15 protein-coding genes are annotated in these 16,193 nt (G+C 34.5%); 9 read left to right on the top strand and 6 right to left on the bottom strand.

Annotated features, from left to right (window positions below; translation table 11 throughout):
• Positions 1-62 precede the first annotated feature (62 nt).
• From GS03_RS09055 to GS03_RS09045, 3 genes are all read right to left on the bottom strand, one after another.
• Complete coding sequence (locus GS03_RS09055) at positions 63-716, bottom strand: porin family protein (RefSeq protein WP_136152219.1); 654 nt, start codon at positions 714-716, stop codon at positions 63-65.
• Between the two features lie 8 nt (positions 717-724).
• Positions 725-1,819, bottom strand: a complete 1,095-nt coding sequence (ychF, locus tag GS03_RS09050) for a redox-regulated ATPase YchF (protein WP_136152218.1) — start codon at positions 1,817-1,819, stop codon at positions 725-727.
• Positions 1,820-1,907: 88 nt separating this feature from the next.
• Positions 1,908-3,065, bottom strand: coding sequence for a hypothetical protein (locus tag GS03_RS09045; protein WP_136152217.1), 1,158 nt, complete (start codon positions 3,063-3,065; stop codon positions 1,908-1,910).
• 155 nt (positions 3,066-3,220) lie between these two features.
• Between GS03_RS09045 and GS03_RS09040 the strand changes: the two genes are divergently transcribed.
• Positions 3,221-5,674 carry a TonB-dependent receptor plug domain-containing protein gene (locus GS03_RS09040; RefSeq protein ID WP_136152216.1) on the top strand — a complete coding sequence of 818 codons (2,454 nt, stop codon included), beginning with the start codon at positions 3,221-3,223 and terminating at the stop codon, positions 5,672-5,674.
• Positions 5,675-5,821: 147 nt separating this feature from the next.
• Positions 5,822-6,349 (top strand): hypothetical protein, encoded by a 528-nt coding sequence (locus GS03_RS09035; protein WP_136152215.1) that lies wholly within the window; start codon positions 5,822-5,824, stop codon positions 6,347-6,349.
• Between the two features lie 51 nt (positions 6,350-6,400).
• Here the strand turns inward: GS03_RS09035 and GS03_RS09030 are convergent, their stop codons facing one another.
• Positions 6,401-6,751 carry a 4Fe-4S dicluster domain-containing protein gene (locus GS03_RS09030; protein ID WP_136152214.1) on the bottom strand — a complete coding sequence of 117 codons (351 nt, stop codon included), beginning with the start codon at positions 6,749-6,751 and terminating at the stop codon, positions 6,401-6,403.
• A gap of 133 nt (positions 6,752-6,884) precedes the next feature.
• On the opposite strand from GS03_RS09030, the gene GS03_RS09025 reads away from it, so the two are divergent.
• The gene (locus GS03_RS09025) at positions 6,885-7,943 is read left to right on the top strand and encodes an acyl-CoA reductase (RefSeq protein WP_136152213.1); all 1,059 of its coding nucleotides are present in this window, start codon (positions 6,885-6,887) and stop codon (positions 7,941-7,943) included.
• 10 nt (positions 7,944-7,953) lie between these two features.
• Here GS03_RS09025 and GS03_RS09020 read toward each other — a convergent pair whose 3' ends face one another.
• Positions 7,954-10,623: a T9SS type B sorting domain-containing protein gene (locus GS03_RS09020; protein WP_168710293.1), complete on the bottom strand. Its 2,670-nt coding sequence runs from the start codon at positions 10,621-10,623 to the stop codon at positions 7,954-7,956.
• Between the two features lie 350 nt (positions 10,624-10,973).
• Between GS03_RS09020 and serC the strand changes: the two genes are divergently transcribed.
• The 5 genes from serC to GS03_RS08995 all read left to right on the top strand — a co-directional run bounded on the left by serC (position 10,974) and on the right by GS03_RS08995 (position 14,666).
• Positions 10,974-12,065 (top strand): 3-phosphoserine/phosphohydroxythreonine transaminase, encoded by a 1,092-nt coding sequence (gene serC / locus GS03_RS09015; protein ID WP_136152211.1) that lies wholly within the window; start codon positions 10,974-10,976, stop codon positions 12,063-12,065.
• Positions 12,066-12,201: 136 nt separating this feature from the next.
• Positions 12,202-13,164, top strand: coding sequence for a D-2-hydroxyacid dehydrogenase (locus GS03_RS09010; protein WP_136152210.1), 963 nt, complete (start codon positions 12,202-12,204; stop codon positions 13,162-13,164).
• A gap of 152 nt (positions 13,165-13,316) precedes the next feature.
• On the top strand, positions 13,317-13,721 hold the full coding sequence (locus tag GS03_RS09005) for a hypothetical protein (protein WP_136152209.1): 405 nt from the start codon (positions 13,317-13,319) through the stop codon (positions 13,719-13,721).
• Between the two features lie 89 nt (positions 13,722-13,810).
• The gene (locus tag GS03_RS09000; protein ID WP_246034063.1) at positions 13,811-14,320 is read left to right on the top strand and encodes a DUF6146 family protein; all 510 of its coding nucleotides are present in this window, start codon (positions 13,811-13,813) and stop codon (positions 14,318-14,320) included.
• A 31-nt stretch (positions 14,321-14,351) separates the two neighbouring features.
• Entirely contained in the window at positions 14,352-14,666 is a 315-nt protein-coding gene (locus GS03_RS08995) for a DUF6787 family protein (RefSeq protein ID WP_136152208.1), read from the top strand.
• Positions 14,667-14,710: 44 nt separating this feature from the next.
• Here the strand turns inward: GS03_RS08995 and folE are convergent, their stop codons facing one another.
• On the bottom strand, positions 14,711-15,382 hold the full coding sequence (folE, locus tag GS03_RS08990; protein ID WP_136152207.1) for a GTP cyclohydrolase I FolE: 672 nt from the start codon (positions 15,380-15,382) through the stop codon (positions 14,711-14,713).
• Between the two features lie 149 nt (positions 15,383-15,531).
• On the opposite strand from folE, the gene GS03_RS08985 reads away from it, so the two are divergent.
• The gene (locus tag GS03_RS08985) at positions 15,532-16,191 is read left to right on the top strand and encodes an ABC transporter ATP-binding protein (RefSeq protein WP_136152206.1); all 660 of its coding nucleotides are present in this window, start codon (positions 15,532-15,534) and stop codon (positions 16,189-16,191) included.
• Positions 16,192-16,193: the final 2 nt, after the last annotated feature.

Genomic DNA, 16,193 nt, shown 5'->3' with positions numbered 1-16,193 from the left:
GGCAGTTTTTGAGCATAAAAAAACCTGTAGAATTTCTACAGGTTGCTTTTTTTAATGTGAATTTATTTTATATCAAATGAATAACCTAAAATCAAGTTTAGTGAATTTGTTTTAACTGAGTTCCCTCCGGATACATTCACTTTACTGGTATTGAGCAACCCGAGATTTTCTCTAAGCTCAATGGTAATTTCCTGATTGTTTTTAAGTTTGAAATTTTTACCGAAACCCAGAACCAAACCGGCATCTAACTTTTTATTTGAACTTGTTGTGTCATCAGTAGAGTTGTAGTAATCTTCATGTGTTTGAGATTTTAGCAAATAACCAACAAATAATCCAGCATCAGCATAAAAACTTTGCTTAGCTCCGATTTTATATTTCAATACTATCGGAAGCGTAATATATTGATAATTAGCTTCTGCATTAAGGTTCCCAATAGCAGGATCTTCAGGATTAGGAATAAACCCACTGGGAGTTCCGGCTGCAGTTTTTCTGTCGTAAGACAAATTAGCCAATAGAGACAATTTATCTTTGAGTGGATATTCCACAGAAACTCCAACTAAAAAATCAAAACCTGCATCGAGTTCTTCTGCAGCTTTATTGCCTCTGAAACTGGAATAAGTCATCCCGCCGTTAACTCCGAGTCTAATTTTACTTTGAGCAAAAATACCATTGCTTACCAAAGCAACTAAACAGATTGTAAATACTAATTTCTTCATAAAACGAATTAAACGTTAAAACGGAAATGCATCACATCACCGTCTTTTACAATGTATTCTTTACCTTCTACTCTCAGCTTTCCGGCTTCTTTAGCTTTTGCTTCTGAACCTAAATTAGAATAATCGTCAAACGCGATAACTTCGGCACGGATAAATCCTTTTTCAAAATCAGTGTGGATAACTCCGGCCGCTTTTGGTGCTGTATCGCCAATGTTTATTGTCCACGCACGAACTTCTTTAACTCCGGCTGTGAAATAAGTTTGTTGTTTCAAAAGTTTGTAAGCCGCACGAATCAAAACTGCTGAACCTGGTTCTTTTAAACCTAAATCTTCCAGGAACATTTGACGTTCTTCATAGGTTTCTAATTCGGTTATATCCGCTTCAGTTCCAACAGCCAAAACAATAACTTCGGCGTTTTCATCTTTTACTAATTCACGAACCTGATCCACATATTTATTTCCGGTCGCAGCCGAATCTTCATCAACATTACAAACGTATAAAACGGGTTTGTTGGTAATCAATTGAAAATCTTCCAATAAAACTTCTTCGTCATTGCTTTGAGCCGTAACCGTTCTGGCTGATTTTGCCTGTAATAACGCTTCACGGATTCTGTCTAACAAGGCTTTTTCAGTTTGCGCTTCCTTGTTACCTGTTTTAGCCGCACGATTTACTTTTTCCAAACGTTTTTCAACAGTTTCCAAGTCTTTCAACTGCAACTCAATATCGATGGTTTCTTTATCGCGAATCGGATTTACATTGCCATCAACATGGATGATATTATCGTTATCAAAACAACGCAACACGTGAATTATTGCATTACATTCTCTGATGTTTGCAAGAAATTGATTTCCTAAACCTTCACCTTTGCTTGCTCCTTTTACCAAACCTGCAATATCAACAATATCAACAGTTGCCATCTGAACACGTTCCGGTTTTACCAATTCTTCCAAACGGTTTATTCTTGGATCAGGAACATTTACCACACCAATATTTGGTTCGATAGTACAAAACGGAAAATTGGCACTTTGTGCTTTTGCGTTTGACAAACAATTAAATAAAGTTGATTTCCCTACGTTTGGTAATCCTACAATTCCTGCTTTCATTTTTGATTTTTGTTATAAAAAGTGTGCAAATATAGCGTAATAAAATCAAGAAGCAAAAAGCTTTTGGAAGAGGTTTGACAGCTGATTCTTAATCTTCGAAGGAAGCAATTATTTTCTGCTCCTCACGGGTAGATGTTAGTCCGGAAACATCCCAGTAATTGGTTAATATGCTGTTCTTTTTATTGTACAATGTTTTGTCCTTAAAAGCCTCATAATCTTTGTAAGTGAAGGGTTTATCATTGAAATGAGTTACTACAAAGCAATTCTTAACTTCGATATCGGTTGTTTTCTTTCTTTCAATTTTTTCAAAACCGATTTCTTCTTTTGAACCTATTAAATAATATTCGGAATCTTCAATTCTATAAATTGCTTTAAAAGAAGATTTATAAATATTTTTAGATCCAACAACTTTCTTCTCTTTAACATTGGCGAGTGTAGTTGGAGAAACTATGGTACTTACTTCTACAATCAATTTTTTCGTTCTGTCGTAAAGTATGGTGTAATCATCACGCAAACCTTTATTACCTTCTGTGGGAGTTACAACCATTAAATTATAATCAGAATTGGCGGAATAGGTTTTAATCAAAAAATCATATTTTGACTTGCTGTCAACATCTAAAAGAGGATTAAGGTATTTAAAGTTATAATAATTCTCCATGATGTTATCCAGATTGTACCCCAAGGCATCATCTCTGATTTCATCATTTAATAAACCATAAGATCTGTTTTGCTCAATTAAAATTGTGTTCTTAAAATTTTTATCATTTCGATATAATTGAAAATTCAGCAGTCCGTCATTGTAATAAGCATAATTCCCATTGAGCTTTAAAAACTCTCTGGAATAGACTTTTAATCGTGCCGGAATCGTTAATTTATTTTTGGAATTATGAACCAATTCATTCAGTATTTTTTGGGGATGCTTTTTGGTAACAATGATTTCGTCCAAACCGTTCACATTGTTTTTTAAATAAAACACATTAACTTTCTCTTTCAGGAGTGTGGATCTTAATTTGATTTCGTTATAAGCGGAATGAGTTGCTTGTATTGTAGAAATCCCTTTTAAGACAAAAGTAACTTTTCCCTCTGCGTTGCTTAACAAAGTCTGTTTTGTTTTTGCAATATAAACGGTTACATCTTCTATAGGGAGATTGGTGTCGAAATCAATTAATACAATTGTTTTCTCGACGTTTTGAGATAAAACGCTGTTGCTGAATATCAAAAGCAATAATAGAATTATCCTTTTCATATCATAAATTTGGGGTAAACAAGTTTAATAAAAGACAATTACAAAAACAAATTTAATCGACTAAGTGTTAAATACTTATGAATTTTTCGGTAATTTTCTTAAAAAACCAATCAAAAAAATATTAAATTGCAGGACTAACATCAAACCAAACATTTATGAAAAAAATTACTTTACTATTATTGGTTGCACCGATTTCGGTAGTTTTTGCTCAAAATGAGCCCACCGGAACGAAATCGGATTCGACAAAAGTTGAGGCACTACAAGAAGTACAAATTGTAGGTTCCAGAAATACCAAACGAACGGTTGTAAATTCGGCTGTACCAATCGACATCATTAATGTAAAAGATGTCACAACACAAAGTGGTAAAATTGAAATCAACGAATTGCTTCAATATTTAGCACCTTCATTTAATGCCAATAAACAATCCGGTTCTGACGGAGCTGACCACATTGACCCGGCTTCATTAAGAGGAATGGGACCAGATCAAACTTTGGTTTTAATCAATGGAAAAAGAAGACACCAATCTTCGTTAATCAACTTATTTGGAACCCGTGGTCGTGGTAACACCGGAACCGATTTAAATGCTATTCCCGCAACCGCTATCAAAAGAATAGAAATTCTTCGTGATGGTGCGGCTGCACAATATGGTTCTGATGCTATTGCGGGTGTAATTAATATTGTTTTAAATGATAATGTCAATGAATTCAATGGGGCGATTACAACCGGAATTTACAGAAATGATGCCGAAGGCGATTTTCTTCCTGGAACGCCAAACACGCCAGGTTTTCGATTAGACCAAAACGGAAACGGAAACTCTTATGGAAAAGACAAGAACTATGATGGTTTTTCGGTAAAAGCCGGAGCCAATTATGGTGTTAAAATTGGAAAGAATGGTGGATTTGCAAATTTCACCGGAGAATATTTGTCAAAAGACAAAACTCTTCGTCCTTCTTTTGATTTCAGAAAAGGTTTTGGGGATGCCGAAATCAAGAGTTATAATCTGATGGCAAACATACAGATTCCGCTTTCGAAAAGTATTGACTTTTATACTTTTGGTGGAAGAAATGATAGAAATACTGATGCCTATGCTTTTACCAGAAATGACGGTGAAAGAGTTGTAGAATCAATTTACCCTGGTGGTTATACGCCAAGAATCACTTCAAAAATAATTGATAATTCTGCCGCTTTTGGTTTTAAAGCCAAGGCTGGTGACTGGAAAATTGATTTAAGCAATGCTTTTGGTCAAAATAAATTTGATTATACCATCAAAGGAACTCTTAATGCGAGTTTGGAAGAACTTTCTCCAACCGAGTTTGATGCCGGTGGGTTTAGCTTGACCCAAAACACAACTAATTTAGATTTTTCGAGAAACTTTAAATCGGTTTTAAATGGTCTTAACTTTGCTTTTGGTGGTGAATACAGAATAGAACAATACGATATTACTGCCGGAGAAGAAGGTTCCTGGGCAACTTATGATACCAACGGAGATCCGATTGACCCAACCATTACTCCACCAACACAGTTCGCTCCAATTGATCCTGTTTCGGGTAATCCAAGACCAGGTGGTTCTCAGGGATTCCCTGGCTTTAGTCCACAAAATGAAGTTGATGAACAAAGAACCAGTGTTGCCGCCTATGTTGATGCTGAGTTAGATGTGTCTGATGAATTCCTTTTAGGTACAGCATTTCGCTATGAAAATTACAGCGACTTTGGAAATACACTAAACCTTAAAATGGCATACAAGTATAAACTTTGCAATAATGTAAGTTTAAGAGGTTCGTTTAGTACAGGGTTTAGAGCACCATCTTTGGCTCAAATATACTTTAACACAAGTTTCACCAACTTTAATGCGAGTGGTGCCTCTGAAGTTTTATTGGCTGCCAATGGAAGCGCGGTTACTCAAGGTTTTGGAATTGATAAATTAAGAGAAGAAAAATCAAGAAATGGTTCTATAGGTTTGACTGGTAGATTCGGGAAATTTACAGCAACTATCGATGGTTATTTAATAAACGTAAGCGACAGAATTGTGCTTACCGGTTATTTTGATGCTACTGCATTAAACATGGGTGTTGATTCGGCACAATTTTTTGTGAATGGTGTAAGCACTGTAACGCAAGGTATTGATGTTGTTATGTCATGGAGAAATACTTTTGGAAGCTCTAAATTTGGCGCCACATTAATTGGAAACATCAACAGCATGCAGGTTACTCATGTAAATAACGGAACTTTAGACAAGGAAACTTTCTTCGGAGCACGTGAGATTGCATTCTTAAAAGCATCTGCACCAAATAATAAGTTTGGTTTAAACTTAAACTATGAAAGAAAATGGTTTGATATAGGAACAGCATTCACCCGATTCAGTAAAGTAGTTCTTGTGGATTATGCAGGTGCGGACAATGTTTACAATCCAAAAATCGTAACCGATTTAACGCTTGGATTCCAAATAATCAAACAAGTAAAATTGACCGTAGGAAGCAATAATTTATTCAATGTTTATCCAACGAAACAAGACGAATCCGGAAATACAGAAGCCGGTGGTTATTGGGATGCCGTTCAAATGGGCTTTAACGGAGCTTATTACTATACCAGACTTAGTTTCAAGTTCTAATTTGATTACAATATAACGAATATAAAACCTGAGTTAACACTCAGGTTTTTTTTATGTGAAAGGTATAACTTAAACTCAAAATGATGTAACGTCATTCAAGCTGTTGGAAAGTAAATTTGTATCATACTAATCATTAATATAATTATTATGAAAACTATAATTCTGGGAGCAGCTGCTCTTTTACTTTCATTGAACATTCAGGCGCAAAATCAAAACAAGAAAACCGAAACAGTAATAACAACTACAACGGTAAAAGACGATAAAGGAGAACATAAAGTTGTTAAAAAAGAAGAAATAAAAGAGGTTCAGAATATCGAGCTCAAAGATGTGCCAAGCGGGACATTGAATACGGATATTCAACCTACACCAACTCAGGCAACGGTAACTACTAAAGTTAGTGTTGACGGAGATGTAAAAATTGTTGATGTTGACCACTCTGCCTATTACTCCTATAACGGAGAACGATATCATGTGCTTGCTGACAAATCCGGTTATAAAGTTACGAGCCCAAATGCTATTTCATTATTGAGAAGAACATCAAACAATAATTACATCTATAAAAACAAAGATAAATTTTCGGTTGGCCACTTTGATGCTAACGGAAACCTAGTTTTAGAAACCTATGATGAGAAAACGGATAAGATTACCGTTGAAGTATTCAATTTGCAGAAATAACAGTGTGCGTTTGAATGAAAAATCCTGAGTCAAAGCTCAGGATTTTTTTATTTATTCATTGTGTAGAAATGCTTGTCTGTTGAGAAGTGTTTCTTCGCTTTCGACATGATTGTCATCGGGAACACAACAATCTACAGGGCAAACAGCCGCACATTGTGGCTCTTCGTGAAAACCTTTACACTCGGTACATTTACCCGGAACGATATAATAAATATCATCCGAGATTGGCGTTTGTGCCGCATCCGAATCTACTTCGGTGCCATCAGGCAAAATTATTTTACCTCTAAGTTTGGTTCCGTCTTTATATCTCCAATCGTCTGCACCTTCATAAATCGCAGTATTTGGACACTCAGGTTCGCAAGCACCACAGTTTATACATTCGTCCGTTATTATGATTGCCATTTCTTTTTCATTTTAGATAATAGAACATAGAGAATAGAATATAGACAATTATTTGTCTTTTCTCTTTATTCTATTTTCTATTATCTTATTTTTGTGCAAAATTACAATCAAAACCCTTCATAACCAAATCTAAATGGATTCTATTAACGTTAAATTATCCTTTGTTGAACTAGGAAAGTTTTTAAGCCAATTTACTTTAGCCGAACAGCTTGAAGGTAATGATGTACTTCATAACGATTTGTATTTTGAAAAATTCAAAGACTTATTGGCGCTTTCTCAATCACACAACGGATGGTTTACACCTGAGCAGGTTTACTTTGCGGTTCAGTCCTGGGCAGAAGCGTTGGCTGAAGACAATTTAAATGAATGGTTGTCAAAATACGACTTATCAGAGGTGAAGCAAAAAACAGTTGCTTTGATTCTAGCCGGAAATATTCCTTTAGTTGGATTTCACGATTTTCTTTCGGTCTTGATTACCGGTCATAAAGTATTGGTAAAAGCTTCTTCTAATGATCAGCATTTGATACAATTTCTAGCCAATTATCTGATAAGTGTTGAGCCAAAATTATCTTATTACATTTCATTCACCGATGGAAGATTAGAAAACTTCGATGCCATCATTGCCACCGGAAGTAACAATACCGCGCGCTATTTCGAATTCTATTTTAAAGACAAGCCGAATATCATTCGCAAAAACAGAAACTCGGTTGCTGTCTTAAACGGAAAAGAATCGCATGACGATTTGGTAAATCTTGGTGAAGATATTTTTAGGTATTTTGGATTGGGTTGCCGTAATGTTTCCAAACTTTTTGTGCCAAAAGGTTACAGCTTTGAGGCTTTCTTTAAAGCAATTTATGAATACAAAGACGTTATCTATTACGAGAAATATTCCAACAACTACGATTATAACAAAGCCGTTTTCCTAATGAGTAATTTCAAATTACTCGATAACGAATTCCTGACGCTGAAAGAAGATGCAAGCTACGCCTCTCCTATTTCATCTGTGTTTTATGAATACTACGAAGACATTGCTGATTTGCAAAAGCGTTTGACAAACGAAGCCGAACAAATTCAGTGTATTGTTTCGAATGATTTGATTTCAAATTCGATTCCTTTTGGACAAACGCAGCAACCTAAACTTTGGGATTACGCTGATAATGTGGATACTTTGAAGTTTTTGCTTTCGATATAAAATTCAAAAACTATCGTATCAAAGAAAAATGCCCGCGATAAATAGTTTCTTTATCGGTGGTTCTAATTATTTTAAACCAATAATCGTTTGCCGGTAATTCTTTTCCGCCATGTTTTCCATCCCAACCTACACTATTCTTATCAAAGAAAGTAATCAATTGCCCATATCTATCATAAATTTCAACATTGATTGAAAATTGAAATTGCGACATTTTTATTCTCCAAAAATCATTTGTCCCATCTCCATTTGGTGTAAAATATTTTGGATAAGCTAATACATAAAACTGGGCAGAAACAGTAGTACAATCAGCCGTATTATCTTTTATATAAGCATGATAAATGCCGCTATCTAAATTTTCAAAATAATTACTGCTCTGATAATGTATTCCATCCAATGAATAGCTGTAATTTCCATCATAAGGTAAAATTGTAACGGTGTTATTTTCTGCCAAATCATTAACTTTTATTTCGGTAATTACTGGTGGATAAACCATTGTCAGATTAAGGGCAACAATTTCAAAACAACTGTCATTATCTGAAAATACTCGAATAAAAACAGTTTGGTTTGTAGCTTGAAAATTAGCAAAATTTGAAATAGAATTTTGATCATTCAAAGCATCAGCATGTGAATTGAAATAGGAAGCTGAAAAATTACTGCCAGATGAACCTGTAAAATAATGAACATACTGAGACAGATTTACAATTTCAGTATCGTTTTTATCAGCATCACAAACAGCTGCCGTGTAATTATCGGTTAACAACATCATTTGATGCACTGAAAAAGAAACACGATTGCTCTCGCAGTTATTATCATTTTGAGTAACGTAATACGTTGTGTTTGGATTAACATAAAGACTATCGCTAACACTTTCTTCATCCAAAGCGCTAAGATAAAACAATAAGTTTTGTCCTTGAATATTCAAATTTGAGAGTTGCAATTCCGGAAAAAAACAAGGCTGTTCAGCGCTAACTATTGGTGGGCTTGACTGTGGCAAAATGATTATCTGCAAAGGAAATCGTCCAATATTAGCACAACTATCTACATTGTTTTCATAATAATAGGTTTGACCATTTGTTAGCTGAAAATTATTGGCTAATGCAGTACTGGAAGTCATTGAACTATAAAAACTTATATTTGGACCGCTATCTTTTATATCGGCAATTGTTGGATTGGGATATGCACCTGAACAAAACTCATAAGTATCCCCAAAAAAAGGTATCGATTCACAATTTTTAAGTTTTAAAACAAAACCTCTAAAATCGTTAAAGAAAAGACCTGTGTCAAAATTTTCAAACAATTCCGGAATTAAAATATGCTGATTAGAGACATGTGGATCAAAATCGGTTGTCTTGTTAAAAGTACCACCAATCAAAATATTATCATCAGAATCAGTATGAATTGCATAAGTATAAACACTGTTTTGTGCCGTATTTTCATAAATTCTTTTATAATCAACAAGATCTCCATCTGAGGCTACTTTTAGTATAACCGTATTGGCAGTATTGGTTGCTATAGTCGTATGATTTGCAAAATTAAATTCGGTGTTATTTCCCGATTTTACCGGAATAATCAATTCGCCAAGACTATTAAAAGTAAAATCTCCTATTTCCTGCTCGCCTCTACCATACATTGGAATATTCCAAATATGGTTTCCATTGACGTTAATTTTAAACAAAACCAACTCATTGTCTAAAACAATTGGTAGATTTTCAACAAGTCGGTTATTAAATTCTACAGAAAATGGCGCTGCATAATTGGCGAAAAAATAAATGCCATCTGAATTATCAATACGTATTTGAGATACTGAAAAATCATGAAACTCTACAATCCAGCTTTCATCACCATTTGGAGATAATTTACTCACAAATTGACTTGTCTCATCATCTTGCAAAGTTGTACTTCCATAAACAAAACGGTTAGTATACGAACCTGTGCAATAAATATTGTTTTGACTATCGCAAGCAACATACCCAAAACCATTATTACTATTACTACTTTGATTGTTAACTGTTTTCTCCCAAATACTATTTAGATTCGTGTCTAATTTGGTTATAAAACCCCATTTTTGTTTATAGTCACTGGGAATAACAGTATCATATTCCACAGTGCATCCAACAGCAATGATCATATTGTTATGGTCTTTTACTATGTTACTGATTAGTGTGTCTTTAAACAATTTGGCATTAATATAATTTCCATTTGAATCTAATTTATAAATAAACCCGTAAACATCTATAGGAGTTAAATTTTCGTGAGTTGGAGCAAGAATATTGGGAAGCAATGGATTAGGCGGATTGGAATTGAAATATAAAGTAGTGGCGTGTGGAGTAGCTCTACCACTTATTATTACATTTTCATTTTCATCTAATATAATTGTGTTTATAGCATAGGCAGCCATTCTCAATTCTTTTACCCATATAACTTGTTTGTTTTCATTAAGTTTTGCAACAAAACTAGTTGTTGATGTCATGGTATTACGAACAAATCCGGCCTGACCATCTCCAAAATCAATATTTCCATCAAGCCATCCGGCTATATAGATATCATTATTGCTATTCGTTATTATTTGTTTTACAATTCCTCGTGGCAAACTTGGATTTAGATCGGTTCCTTTAGTACTATATACCCACTCGAATTCCTGTCCGAAGAATTCCTGCGGAATACAGACTAAGAATAACAAGCATAATAGCTTGATTAATTTAAAGTTGAATTTTATTTTTTTTGCCTTTTTCAATAACCAATTTTTATGAATACAAAGTTTTATCTTTTTTTATTTATAATAGCTTCTAAACAAATATACTAACTTTTAGTTAGACTTAAAACACATAAGTTTTTTCTTCTATTATTGATAAGTGTTAATTCATTGATACAAAATTGTGTCAATACTATTTTTAATCATAAATTCGCCAAATAATTGTTATAAACTAAAACGTTTTCGTTAATAACATCGTTATAATATTGCCAATTTCTAAACGTTTTTTAAAAAGGGGTTTCCGAAATTTGCAACTCACAAATTAGAAATCTGTCACCATGAAAAAACATAATTACAGTGCTGGTCCATGCATTTTGCCACAAGAAGTATTTGAAAAATCAGCTCAAGCCGTTTTAAATTTTAATAATTCTGATCTATCGCTTCTTGAAATTTCGCATAGAAGTAAAGACTTTGTTGCTGTGATGGATGAAGTTAGAGCTTTGGCTTTAGAGCTTTTAGGATTAGAAGGAAAAGGATATCAGGCTTTGTTTCTTCAAGGTGGAGCAAGTTTGGAGTTTTTGATGGTGCCATACAACCTGATGAAAGTTGACGGAAAAGCCGCTTATTTAGACACCGGAACCTGGGCAAACAATGCGATTAAGGAAGCCAAACTATTTGGTGAAACAGTTGTGGTTGCTTCTTCAAAAGAACAAAATTACAATCATATTCCAACTGATTATACTATTCCAGCTGATGCAAGTTATTTTCACTGCACAAGCAACAATACGATTTTTGGAACCCAAATGAAATCGTTTCCAAAAACTAACATTCCTGTAGTTTGTGATATGAGTTCGGATATCTTCTCAAGAAGTTTAGACTTTACACAATTCGATTTGATTTATGCAGGAGCACAGAAAAATATGGGTGCTGCCGGAGCGACTTTAGTAATTGTAAAAGAGGAAATCCTAGGAAAATCTGGAAGAACTATTCCGAGTATATTGGATTACGAAAAACATATTAAAGCGGAAAGCATGTACAATACGCCTGCAGTTTTCGCGGTATATACCTGCCTATTGACTTTGCAATGGTTAAAAGCTCAAGGTGGAATTGCTGCTATTGAAAAAGTAAACGAAGCTAAAGCGAATTTACTTTACACTGAAATTGACAGAAATCCATTGTTTATTGGAACAGCTGATAAAAAAGACAGAAGTAATATGAACGCTACGTTCCTATTGGTTGACGAAAAGAATCAGGAGACATTTGACAAAATGTGGAAAGAAGCCGGAATATCTGGTATTGCCGGACATCGTTCTGTTGGTGGTTACAGAGCTTCTATGTACAATGCGCTGCCATTAGAAAGCGTACAGGTTTTGGTTGATGTAATGAAGAAACTGGAAGAAGTTGTAAAACAAAACGAAGTTACAGTTTAATAGATAGCCCTAGCCCCGATTGAAGCAAGCTACCATGTAGCGCGGAAAGCGGGAAGCAGCTCCTGAAAATAATTAAATAATAATGAAGAATGAGCATTAAGATGAGATTGCTTCGTTCCTCGCAATGACAATAAAAATGAAAGTATTAGCCAACGATGGAATTTCTAAAAGCGGAATCAAAGCATTAGAAAAAGGTGGTTTTGAAGTGATTACAACTAAGGTTGCACAAGAGCAGGTAGCCAATTATATCAATGAACACAAGGTTTCTGTTATCCTTGTGAGAAGTGCTACCAAAGTACGTAAAGATATTATTGACAATTGTCCGAGTCTGAAAATCATCGGTCGCGGTGGTGTTGGAATGGATAATATTGATGTGGACTATGCTCGTGAAAAAGGATTGCACGTTATTAATACGCCGGCATCTTCTTCTGAAAGTGTCGCCGAATTGGTATTTGCACATTTGTTTACAGGCGTTCGTTTTCTACAGGATTCAAACAGAAATATGCCTTTAGAAGGTGATACCAATTTTGATGGCTTGAAAAAAGCCTACGCTAACGGAATTGAATTACGTGGTAAAACCTTAGGAATTATTGGTTTTGGACGTATTGGTCAGTCGGTTGCAAAAATGGCACTTGGACTTGGAATGAAAGTAATTGCTGCCGATAAATTTGTAGATAATGCCGAAGTAAAAGTAGATTTCTACAACGGACAATTCATCAATGTTGAATTTATCACTGAACCAATGGAAGATGTGTTCAAACACGCTGATTTTATTACGCTTCACGTTCCAGCACAGGAAGGTTATGTGATTGGAAAAGATGAGTTTCTACAAATGAAAGATGGTGTTGGTATCGTGAATTGTGCCCGTGGCGGTGTAATTGACGAAGTAGCATTGATTGAAGCTTTGGACTCAGAAAAAGTATTATTTGCCGGATTAGACGTTTTTGAAAATGAACCAACTCCGGAAATTCAAATATTGATGCACCCAAAAATTTCTTTGACGCCACATATTGGTGCGGCTACTTTGGAAGCACAAGACCGAATCGGAACTGAATTGGCAGAACAGGTTATCAGTTTGTTAAAAGCAGAAAAAGTATAATATAACATAGTAATGTTTTGAAAACCACGCCATTCGCGTGGTTTTTTTGTTCCCCATATGTGAATCATATAATCTTTATCTTAATTAGTACAACAATATATCCGTTGTTTACCATCAAATTTGTTAAGCAGAATTAATTAAAATTCACAGCTATGAAAACAAAAAAAAAATTAGGTATTTGGATGGACCATTCTAATGCGTGCTTAATCGAATTTTCTTCAGAAATAAAAGAAACTGAAACTATTTCTTCTAATTATACTTTTCAGGATAAGGGAGAAACACTTGAGCGTAGTGAAAACATAATGCACAATAAGGAGCAGCACAAACAAAATACATACTTCAAGAATATTGCGAATGTTATCAGGGGATTTGATGAAATAATTTTATTCGGGCCAACAAATGCAAAAATGGAGTTGCACAATCTTTTAAAGGAAAATCACCTGTACGACTCTATTAAAATTGAAGTCCAAAATACAGATAAGATGAGTGATAAAGATCAGCATACTTTCGTTCGGAATCATTTTAAAAAATTTGCCGTCTATAACTTTGAATTATAAATCTAACCAAGCTAAGCGTGGTTTTTTTATATGTTAAAGTTGGAACAAGTAGTGTTTGTTTTTAGTAATTTTATGCAAACTAATTAGCCATGAATTCGAAGATTATTTCATCCGTTCGCCTTTCTGGCTCGGGTCACGAATACCGAAAAACAACAATGTGCGTGAGTAAAAAGATAATTGTTCCACTACTTCTAATTGTTGCTTTAGCTTCCTGTCATTTCGATAAAAATATTACAACAAAAGCAAAAACATCAGACGCTCCAAAAGCTTCAGATGTTGTCAGGATTGCCAATGATTCCTTAGAATATGAAGTCATTATTATTGACGGTGGATTTAATTCCTGGCTATACGGTAACGCCAAACCAAGAGGTTTTTATTCGGAAAGTTATTTAGAAAGCCGCAATCAGATTTTTGTTTCGGAATGGAACCGCAGAGCAATGCAGCCACAACGTTTCAATCCGAATCTATATGAAATGCAAATCAATTATGACAACAACATTCATTACGGTTATGAAGTGAACTATTTGATATACAACTATATGATTTATTTTCAAATTGCCAACAAACAACAGTTGGGCGGATTTGCTCCAAGACCATAAATTAAGTAGCTTTGTACAACTTTTAGAATAAATGGCAAACTTCAAAGAACGTTGGAATATTAAATCAAATTGGCAGGTTTTTGTCATTATTGTAGTATTTGCAGTCACCGGTTCAACCTCAGCCTATCTTTCAAAACCCATCTTAGCTTTTCTCGGAATCAGCAAATCCAATCCTTGGGAATATTATCCGTTATACATTATCCTTATCTTTCCGGTATATCAGGTGTTGCTTGTAAGTTTCGGATTCCTGTTTGGACAGTTTACTTTCTTTTGGGCTTTCGAAAAGAAAATGCTTCGTGCTTGTGGCTTAGGATTTTTGGTTAATAAAAAAAGAACCCCCAAATAAACTGAGGATTCTTTCATTCAAAAAAACCTAACAACTCTCTTTATTTATTTCTCTTTCTTAATTAAGCTAAAGAAATCATTCCTATTTTCTTTTTCATTAAAAATTCCACTGTATTGTATCGTTGAAGTAAAACTACTTTCATCATTAATTCCTCTACTCGAAACACATAAATGCTTGGCTTCCATAACCACAATAACATCTTCAGTTTCTAAAGCTGTTTTAAGTTCATTAAAGATTTGCATAATCAAACGCTCTTGAACTTGTGGTCTTCTTGAGTAATAATCGACTATTCGGTTCAATTTGGATAAACCTATTACTTTTCCGCTGGAAACATAACCTATATGTGCTTTTCCAATAATGGGCAAAAAATGATGCTCACAAGTAGAGTTGAAACTGATATCTGCTTCCACCAACATTTTATCATATTGATATGTATTTTCAAAAACTGATATTTTTGGTTTGTTGGCTGGATTCAAACCTGAAAATATTTCCTGAATAAACATCTTGGCTACCCTGTGTGGCGTTCCTTTCAGACTGTCATCGGTCATATCAAGTCCAAGCTCTTCCATGATTTGAAAGAAATGGTTTTCTATGGCTAACATTTTATCTTTATCTGATTTTTGGAAAGCATCAACACGTAAAGGTGTCTCTGCAGAAGTCATTTGATGATTGTCTCCGATCATTTCAAATAATTCTTTTTCAATGGTACTGTTCATAAGAATTAATTATTTTGTTTAACAAATGTAGAAAACAATTAAACAAAATAATTTAATTAACACAACTTTAAAAATTATTCAAGCATAAATAAAAACTATACTATTCAATAAAAGAAAATACTTTGTTACTTTGTGAAAAATTCATTCTAATGATTATTGCCAAAAATATCCATAAATACTACGATAGTTTACATGTTTTAAAAGGCGTTGATTTACACATTAAGCAAGGTGAAATTGTTTCCATTGTTGGAGCTTCAGGTGCAGGGAAAACGACTTTGTTACAGATATTGGGCACACTCGACAATCCTGCAAAAGAAAGTGATACATCACTTGAGATAAACAAAGAAAACTTATTGATAATGAAAGACAAAGCATTATCTAAGTTCAGAAATACACATCTTGGTTTTATATTCCAATTCCACCAATTGTTACCCGAATTTACCGCTTTGGAAAACGTTTGCATTCCCGCCTATATTGCAGGAAAAGAAAAAGCTACAACAGAAGCGGAAGCCAAAAAATTATTGGATTATCTTGGCTTATCCGACAGAATAAACCACAAACCAAACGAGCTTTCCGGCGGTGAACAACAACGTGTGGCGGTTGCCCGCGCTTTGATAAACAAACCGGCTGTTATTTTTGCCGATGAACCTTCCGGAAATTTGGATACAGCATCTGCTGAAAACCTGCATCAGTTGTTTTTTAAATTACGAGATGAATTTGGGCAAACCTTTGTTATCGTTACCCATAACGAGACTTTTGCCAATATGGCTGACCGAAAGTTGGTCATGAAAGACGGACTAATCGTTTGATG

Origin of the sequence: Flavobacterium sangjuense (assembly GCF_004797125.1) — a bacterium.
GTDB lineage: Bacteria > Bacteroidota > Bacteroidia > Flavobacteriales > Flavobacteriaceae > Flavobacterium > Flavobacterium sangjuense.
Note: the sequence above shows the minus strand (reverse complement) of the source record. Positions and strands in the feature narration are given on the sequence as shown.

Coding starts and splice junctions, on each gene's coding strand:
- GS03_RS09005 (WP_136152209.1), top strand. CDS start 13,317: ATGAAAACAAAAAAAAAATTAGGTATTTGGATGGACCATTCTAATGCG.
- GS03_RS09055 (WP_136152219.1), bottom strand. CDS start 716: ATGAAGAAATTAGTATTTACAATCTGTTTAGTTGCTTTGGTAAGCAAT.
- GS03_RS09010 (WP_136152210.1), top strand. CDS start 12,202: ATGAAAGTATTAGCCAACGATGGAATTTCTAAAAGCGGAATCAAAGCA.
- ychF (WP_136152218.1), bottom strand. CDS start 1,819: ATGAAAGCAGGAATTGTAGGATTACCAAACGTAGGGAAATCAACTTTA.
- GS03_RS09045 (WP_136152217.1), bottom strand. CDS start 3,065: ATGAAAAGGATAATTCTATTATTGCTTTTGATATTCAGCAACAGCGTT.
- serC (WP_136152211.1), top strand. CDS start 10,974: ATGAAAAAACATAATTACAGTGCTGGTCCATGCATTTTGCCACAAGAA.
- GS03_RS09025 (WP_136152213.1), top strand. CDS start 6,885: ATGGATTCTATTAACGTTAAATTATCCTTTGTTGAACTAGGAAAGTTT.
- folE (WP_136152207.1), bottom strand. CDS start 15,382: ATGAACAGTACCATTGAAAAAGAATTATTTGAAATGATCGGAGACAAT.
- GS03_RS08985 (WP_136152206.1), top strand. CDS start 15,532: ATGATTATTGCCAAAAATATCCATAAATACTACGATAGTTTACATGTT.
- GS03_RS09000 (WP_246034063.1), top strand. CDS start 13,811: ATGAATTCGAAGATTATTTCATCCGTTCGCCTTTCTGGCTCGGGTCAC.
- GS03_RS09030 (WP_136152214.1), bottom strand. CDS start 6,751: ATGGCAATCATAATAACGGACGAATGTATAAACTGTGGTGCTTGCGAA.
- GS03_RS09040 (WP_136152216.1), top strand. CDS start 3,221: ATGAAAAAAATTACTTTACTATTATTGGTTGCACCGATTTCGGTAGTT.
- GS03_RS09035 (WP_136152215.1), top strand. CDS start 5,822: ATGAAAACTATAATTCTGGGAGCAGCTGCTCTTTTACTTTCATTGAAC.
- GS03_RS08995 (WP_136152208.1), top strand. CDS start 14,352: ATGGCAAACTTCAAAGAACGTTGGAATATTAAATCAAATTGGCAGGTT.